Below are 7800 nucleotides of genomic sequence, written 5' to 3'. Positions count from 1 at the left end.
CAGTTGCACGTAAGCGTCCTTGTTGCTGTCCTGAGTCAGCCACTCCACTGCCTGCTGCTGCGCCTTGAGCAGCTTCGCCACGGCTTCCGGATGTCCGTCGACAAACTTGCCGGTGCCCACCAGCACCGACTGCACACTGCCGGCGCCACCGAGGTCCTTGGTGTTCAATGGCAGCTCAGCCAGGCCTTTAGCCTGCAATGCGGTCAGCCCGGAGCTGCCCCACGACGCATCGATCTGCTTCGCCGCCAGCGCCGCAACCGCTGCGTTGAAATCGAGGTTGATCACCTTCACGTCCTTCTCGCTCAGGCCCACGCTGGCCAGCGCCGCATCGAACGACAACTGGGTCGCAGTGCCCCGGAAGATCGCCACGCGCTTGCCTTTGAGATCCTGCAGCGTCTTGATCCCCGAACCCGGCACCACGCCCAGGTATTGCTTCACACCCCGGGCGCTGGCGCTGAGCAGGCGCGTATCCAGTCCGTTGGATTTGCCGATGATGGCCGCCAGGTCTCCGAGGTAGGCCAGGTCCACTTGGCCATTGGCGAACGCCTCGTTGATCACAGGTCCGGCGCCCTTGAAGAAGCTCCACTGAATCTTGATGCCCTGATCGGCGAAGGCCTTTTCGAAGATCTGCTGATCGCGCAGCACGTCCACGATGCCCCCGCCGCTGTGCTGGGTGCCGGCGCTCAGATCAGGCACGGCAATCCTGATTTCCTTGAGCTCGTCGGCCTGGGCAGCGAACGCCAGCAGACCCGCCAGTGCCGGCGCGGCAAACAGACTGATGACACGTTTGAAGGGAAGGTTCATGGGTGCGGCTCCTGATCACGACGGCATTGAGGAGCCGAAAGTAGGCGCAATCCGCATCAGCGCTTAAATACTTAAAAAGCACATTTTTATAACTTTTCACACTAAGCCAGCAAAGTCGGGACATGCAGAGCGGTATGCATGGAGAGCATCGAAAATATTCTTCGAATGCATTGGATGCGTGCAGGGCTGGAGGCCTTAAATGGCGCTGCTTATCTCCAAAATGATTATTTTCTAACTCGCTTATAACTATTGGTTTTTAGCTAATTCCGCTGACTCGATCCAACCCGACAACGGAGGTCACCATGGCCCGTGAATCCCTGCTCAGCCTGCCACTGGCCGCACCGCCGTTGAAAAGCCGGCGTACCTGGCCAAGCCTGAGCCACCGCGTTTTACCCTGGATATTACCGCTCGGACTGTTCGCCCTGTGGTGGCTGGCGGCGCGCAATCAATGGATGAGCGAACAGATTCTGCCGGCGCCATCGCTGGTGTGGAACAGCGCGATCGAGTTGTCCCAGGGCGAGTTATGGAGCCATTTGTGGATCAGTCTGCAACGGTTGTTCTGGGGCCTGCTGGCGGGCGTTACCGCCGGCGCGGTACTCGGTGCGGCGCTGGGTTTCAGCCGTCGTCTCGAACGCCTGATCTTCCCGACTTTCGCCGGCCTGGCACAGGTGCCGACACTGGCGTGGATTCCGCTGTTCATGGTGTTTTTCGGCATCGGCGAAGTACTGAAACTGGTGGTGCTGATCAAGGCCATCGTGGTCCCCGTAACCCTGCACACACTGGTGGGCGTGCGTGATGCGCAACCGAAACTGCGCGAAGCCGCCGCCGTCTTGCGCCTGCCGCCGTACCTGCTGATCCGGCGCCTGGTGCTGCCCGCTGCACTGCCGGCGTTCATGGCCGGTGTGCGCCTGGCCCTGGCCGCTGGCTGGACTTCCTTGCTGGCAGTGGAGTTGCTGGCCTCCAGCGAAGGCATCGGCTATCTGATGGTCTGGGCGCGGCAACTGTTCATGCTCGACATCGTGTTCGTCTGCATTGTGGTCATCGGGGTGCTCGGGGTTGCGATGGATCGCGGTATCGGCTGGCTCGACCGCAAACTGGTGCACTGGCCGCACCCGGCTACCGCCGAAATCCGCCGTGGCCCGCGCTATGAAGGATGGCAGCGGCTGCAACCGTGGCTGTTGCCGCTGGGCCTGATCGGCTTGTGGCAAGTGGCGAGCGATCAGCAATGGGTCGATGCGAATATTCTGGTCAGCCCGTTGGCGGTGCTGGAAACGACCAGAAACGGTCTGTTCGACGGCACGCTGATCAGCGGCATGGCCTTGAGTCTCGGCCGCACCGTAGGCGGTTTGTTGTTGGGTGGCGGACTGGGTTTCGCCCTCGGCCTGCTGTTGGGCCTGTCGCGCACCAGCGAACGGCTACTCGGCCCAACCCTCGCCGCCATTCGCCAGATCGCGATTTTCGCCTGGGTGCCGCTGCTCACCGCGTGGTTCGGCCTCGGTGAACTGGCGAAGTGGGTGTTCGTTGCCCTCGCCGCGTTTTTCCCACTGTTCATCGCCACCCACCGCAGCGTCGCCAACCTTTCGCCGCAACTCGACGAAGCCGCCCAAGTACTGCGCCTGAGCCTCGGCCAGCGCCTGCGCCGCCTGGTATTGCCGGGCGCAGCACCGGGGATATTCGCCGGGCTCAGGCTGAGCCTGATCTACGCCTGGCTCGGCACCATCGGCGCCGAATATTTCATGCCGTCGAACGGTGGCATCGGCAGCCAGATGATCGGCGCGCAACAGTTGCTGCGCATGGACCTGATCATGGCCGGGATGCTGCTGGTCGGCCTCACCGGCGCCCTGCTCAACCTCATCGGCCAACGCCTGGAAATTCGCGCCACTCGCTGGAGACACGCATGAACGCACCGATTGTCAGCTTCACCCACGTAGGCAAATCCTTCGACGTCGACGGTTTCGAACTGGAGGCGATTCGTGAATTCAACCTGGACATCGCCGAGGGCGAGTTTGTCGCCATCGTCGGTTCCAGCGGCTGCGGCAAATCCACCTTGCTGCGCTTGCTGGTCGGCCTCGACACGCAATTTCGCGGGCAGATTACGGTGGATGGCAAAGCCGTCAGCGGCATCGGCGGCGAACGCGGCATCGTCTTTCAGGAGCACCGTTTGTTTCCGTGGCTGACGGTGGCCGACAACATCGCACTCGGCCTGGTCAACGAACCCTTGAGCGCCGCCGAAAAGCAGCAGCGCATCAACGATTTCATCGAGCTGGTCGGCCTGCGCGACTTTACTCGCGCCTATCCGCACCAGCTCTCCGGCGGCATGGCCCAGCGCGTGGCGATTGCTCGCGGGTTGGTTGCCAGCCCACGGATTCTGCTGCTCGACGAGCCTTTCGGCGCCCTCGATGCACTGACTCGCCAACAGATGCAGGACGAGCTGCTGGCGATTCGTGACCGGGCGAAAATCACCACGATTCTGGTCACCCACGACGTCGAAGAAGCGATCTTTCTCGCCGACCGCGTGGTGGTGATGGAACCGCGCCCGGGACGGATCAAGCAAGTGGTCGACATTGCCCTGCCGCATCCGCGCCAGCGCAGCAGTTTCGACTTCCATCAGTTGCGTGAAGAGCTGCTGCACGAACTGACCAGTGACGACCATTACCAACCGAGCCTGCCGGTGCAGATCCGCGATCTGCCGCTGTCGTTCATTGCCTGCTGAGAGGAGCTTTTCGATGCCGCAACGCCCCAACTTTCTGGTGATCCTGGCCGACGATCTCGGCTTCTCCGACCTCGGCGCCTTCGGTGGCGAAATCGCCACGCCGAACCTCGATGCCCTGGCCAACAACGGCCTGCGTCTGACCGACTTCCACACCGCACCGACCTGCTCGCCAACCCGTTCGATGCTGTTGACCGGCACCGACCACCACATCGCCGGCATCGGCACCATGGCCGAGACCCTGACCCCGGAGCTGATCGGCAAGCCGGGTTACGAGGGCTACTTGAATGACCGCGTCGTCGCCCTGCCCGAGTTGCTGCGCGAGGCCGGTTACCAGACATTGATGAGCGGTAAATGGCACCTGGGCCTGAAGGCTGAGCAAGCACCGCAGGCGCGGGGTTTCGAGCGGTCGTTCTCGCTGTTACCGGGAGCGGCCAACCACTATGGTTTCGAGCCGACTTACGACGAGCACACCCCGGGCCTGCTGAAGTCGACCCCGGCGCTGTACATCGAGGACGACACCTTCCTCGACGAATTGCCCAAGGATTTCTATTCGTCCGATGCCTTCGGCGACAAGCTGCTGCAGTACCTCAAGGAGCGCGATCAGAGCCGGCCGTTCTTCGCTTATCTACCGTTTTCCGCACCGCACTGGCCGTTGCAGGCGCCGGCTGACATCGTCGAAAAATACCGTGGCCGTTACGACGCCGGTCCCGAGGTGCTGCGTCTGGAACGCCTGGAAAAACTCAAGGCACTGGGCCTGATCGAACCCGACGTTGAACCACACCCGCTGATCCAGCTGAGCGCGCAGTGGGATGCACTGAGCGATGAGCAACGACAGATTTCCGCACGGGCGATGGAGGTCTATGCGGCAATGGTCGAGCGCATGGACTGGAACATCGGCCGGGTGGTCGATTACCTGCGCCAGCAGGGGCAACTCGACAATACCTTCATCCTGTTCATGTCCGACAACGGTGCCGAAGGGGCGCTGCTGGAAGCCTTCCCCAAGTTCGGCCCGGAGTTGATGACCTATCTGAACCAGCACTACGACAACAGCCTCGACAATATTGGCCGGGCCAATTCCTACGTCTGGTACGGACCGAACTGGGCGCAGGTGGCGACGGCGCCGTCGCGACTGTTCAAGGCCTTTACCACCGAGGGCGGGATTCGTGTGCCGGCGCTGCTGCACTACCCGCAACTGCCGATCAAAGGGCAGATCAGCCATGGCTTTGGCACGGTGATGGACATCACCCCGACCATTCTCGATCTGGCTGGCGTGCGCCATCCGGGCAAGCAATGGCACGGCAAACCGGTGGCGCCGTTGCGGGGTAAATCGTGGCTGGGCTTTTTGTCCGGCGAGACGGCGCAGGTGCATGACGAACACACCGTCACCGGTTGGGAATTGTTCGGGCGGCGGGCGATTCGCCAGGGGTCGTGGAAAGCAGTGTGGATCCCCGGTCCGGTGGGGCCGGCCACCTGGCAGTTGTATGATCTGGCCAGTGATCCGGGGGAGATTCATGATCTGGCGTTGAGTCAGCCGGACAAGCTCAGCGCGTTGATCGGGCATTGGCAGCAGTATGTGGAGGAGACCGGGGTGATCTTGAGTGCTTCGCCGTTTCAGCCGGATTGAGGGGAAGATCAAAAACCCCTCATCGGAACGCCGCCCGCCCCGCCCTCTCCCAGAGGGAGAGGGAGCTGAGCGAGGTGTCTTACGTTAAATATCAACCTGTGAAAATGAGTCGATTATGGATTCACCGAAGCACTTTCACGTCGGCGTAACTCTTCGATATCCCCCAATCGGTCCCCTCTCCCTCTGGGAGAGGGTGAGGGCAGCTTGTCAGGCCTCCACCGCCTCCCCAGACACCGCGATTTCATCCCGACGAACAAACCGGTTCGCCCGCCCGAACGTGCCGAAATCATTGAACCGCACCCCCATCTCGCGCATCACTTTGTGCGCCACCGGCACGGTCATCTGGCGAATGTAGAAAGGCTCTTTCACCACAAAATGGTGGATCCCGTGACTGCTGCCGAAGTTGAAGCAGAACGCCTGCAACGGCCACAGCCACCACGGGTTCAACACCTGGCATTGCTGCAGCACATTGCCCGGCTCGACATCACCGTAGTAATGCATGTTCGAACTGATGAAGTGCAGGCAAAACGTGCGCAGCACGTTCGGGCCGATGATCACCACGGCCGCGATGTCGATCACCTGCATCACCGATAGCGTAGTCGCCGACCACTCGATCGGCGCCCCCATGAGGTAGGCGACGCCATTCGCCGCGTGGAAGCCGAGAAACACGTACCACGCGCCCCAATGCACCAGCGCCAGCGGCGCGTAGACCTTCAACGAGCGTTTGATGATGCTGATTTTGTGCGCCCGGGTTTTCGCCCGCAGCATACGAATGAACGCCGACATTACGTTGTCGCCGACCATCAGCAGCCGCGCGAAACCCCACGGTTCGCCGTTGGTGATCGCGCGTTCTTCCATGTCGGTTTCGGTGCCGGACACCTTGTGATGGTTGAGGTGCAGATGACGGCGAATCCACGGGTTGATGGTGCTCGGCCGCGCCAGCCACACCAGACCCATCATCAGGTTGTGCGGCACGCGTTGTTTGCGGAAATACATGCTGTGGATCAGGTCGTGTTCCAGTTCATGGGTCAAGGACGCCAAAAACGCGTTGAGCAGCAGGCACACCGACCACGCCATGTGACCCGTGATGTACAGCGCCGCCGAACCGATCATCCCCGCCAGAGCAAAGGCCAGAATGCCAGCGCCGAGGGCGTCCTGATGCCGGAGAATCGGGTAGCGCTCACGCAGTTCGACGCCTTTGGCCAGCACCACTTCGCGAATATGCGCTGATCGCTGGGCAGCATTGTGTCGCTGGGGACTTGCAGAAGTACGGTCCATGCTTCCATCCTCTGGTTATTGATGTTCGCATCCTGCCCTGCGCGGTTGCAGAACACGCTAGCCGAGAACGCCAACCTGTTGACCGGAAGCGCCAATCAGCATGAAGGAACCGACCTCCCTCGCCAGTTGGACCCGTGCCTTGCGCAAGCAACTCGATGCGCTGGGCCTGGACAGCATTGCCCTGTGCCAGCAGGCCGGCCTCGATCCGCAGCTGATGGACGACCCGAATGCGCGTTATCCGCTGTCCGGCACCACGCGCCTGTGGGAACTGGCGGTGCAGGCCAGCGGCGATCCGGCGATCGGTCTGCGGGTGTCGCGCTTCGTCAGCCCGACCACCTTTCATGCGCTCGGTTATGCGCTGGTGGCCAGCGGCAGCCTGCGCGAGGTGTTCGAGCGCATCGTGCGTTATCACCCGGTGGTCAGCGATGCGCTGGAGCTGGAACTGAGCCGCAGCGACGAGCGTTATCTGTTCCGTCTGAAGATTCCGTCAGGCAATCCGGCGCCGGCCTTCGAAGCCATTGATGCGTTTGCCGCGATTTACGTGCGCACCTGCCGCAATCGCCTGGGCCGCGACTACGCACCGCTTGCGGTGTATCTGCGCCGTCCGGAACCGGTCGACGCGCACCAGTGGCACAAGGTGTTCCGCGCACCGGTGCACTTCTCCTGCGCCGAGGATCGCCTGGAGTTCGCCCTCGCCGACTTCGACAGCCACCTCGACGATGCCAACCCGGAACTGGCCGAACACAACGAAGCGGTACTCGAGCGCACCCTGGCCCAGCTCAAGCCGCTGACCTGGGAGCGCAAGGTGCGCGACGCCATCGAAGAACAACTGCCCGAAGGCGAACCCGGCGCCGAACGCATCGCCCAGGCCTTGCACCTGAGCCTGCGCAGCCTGCAACGGCATCTGGCAGATGAAGGCTGTCGCTTCGACACGCTGCTTAACGAGAGCCGCGAGAATCTCGCGCTGCTGCACCTGCGCGATCCACAGTGTTCGTTGAGTGAAGTGAGTTATCTGTTGGGGTTTGCCGACACCAGCAGTTTCAGCCGGGCGTTCAAGCGCTGGACGGGGATGACGCCGGGGCAGTTTCGTGATCAGTTGCGCTGATTGATCCGAAATGTGGGGTGAATCGACTGGCCTCTTCGCGAGCAAGCTCGCTCCCAGTGATCAAGGTGTGACACAGCTTTTTGTACACCCCAAACCCTGTGGGAGCGGGCTTGCTCGCGAAGAGGCCTGTCAGATCAACTCAAAGCCCAACTCAAACACTGTGCCACTCGCATCACTGCTCACCCGCACCCGCCCGCCATGCAACTGCATGATCGACTGCACGATCGCCCGCTCCCACAGGGTTTGGGGTGTACAAAAAGCTGTGTCACACCTTGA

The 7800-nt window shown here is 61.8% G+C and carries 6 protein-coding genes; 4 read left to right on the top strand and 2 right to left on the bottom strand.

What is annotated here, in order from left to right; translation table 11 throughout:
* The coding region (locus DBR24_RS09815) for an ABC transporter substrate-binding protein (RefSeq protein ID WP_128614636.1) at window positions 1–804 on the bottom strand (804 nt) is incomplete at its 3' end.
* A 302-nt stretch (window positions 805–1106) separates the two neighbouring features.
* On the opposite strand from DBR24_RS09815, the gene DBR24_RS09810 reads away from it, so the two are divergent.
* From DBR24_RS09810 to DBR24_RS09800, 3 genes are read left to right on the top strand one after another with little or no spacing between them, the layout of a single operon-like run.
* Window positions 1107–2705, top strand: coding sequence for an ABC transporter permease (locus DBR24_RS09810; protein ID WP_128614630.1), 1599 nt, complete (start codon window positions 1107–1109; stop codon window positions 2703–2705).
* Complete coding sequence (locus DBR24_RS09805) at window positions 2702–3517, top strand: ABC transporter ATP-binding protein (protein WP_123470466.1); 816 nt, start codon at window positions 2702–2704, stop codon at window positions 3515–3517. The genes DBR24_RS09810 and DBR24_RS09805 overlap by 4 nt, the downstream gene beginning before the upstream one ends.
* 13 nt (window positions 3518–3530) lie before the next feature.
* Window positions 3531–5141 carry an arylsulfatase gene (locus DBR24_RS09800; RefSeq protein ID WP_128614629.1) on the top strand — a complete coding sequence of 537 codons (1611 nt, stop codon included), beginning with the start codon at window positions 3531–3533 and terminating at the stop codon, window positions 5139–5141.
* 207 nt (window positions 5142–5348) lie between these two features.
* On the opposite strand, the gene DBR24_RS09795 is transcribed toward DBR24_RS09800, so the two are convergent.
* Window positions 5349–6419 carry a fatty acid desaturase gene (locus tag DBR24_RS09795; protein ID WP_128614628.1) on the bottom strand — a complete coding sequence of 357 codons (1071 nt, stop codon included), beginning with the start codon at window positions 6417–6419 and terminating at the stop codon, window positions 5349–5351.
* Window positions 6420–6519: 100 nt separating this feature from the next.
* On the opposite strand from DBR24_RS09795, the gene DBR24_RS09790 reads away from it, so the two are divergent.
* Window positions 6520–7524, top strand: coding sequence for an AraC family transcriptional regulator (locus tag DBR24_RS09790; RefSeq protein ID WP_128614627.1), 1005 nt, complete (start codon window positions 6520–6522; stop codon window positions 7522–7524).
* The last annotated feature ends 276 nt before the right edge of the window (window positions 7525–7800 follow it).

The sequence above is a fragment of the Pseudomonas sp. HMWF006 genome (genome assembly GCF_003061205.1).
Lineage (GTDB): Bacteria > Pseudomonadota > Gammaproteobacteria > Pseudomonadales > Pseudomonadaceae > Aquipseudomonas > Aquipseudomonas monsensis.
This window is presented reverse-complemented; position numbering and strand designations above follow the sequence as displayed.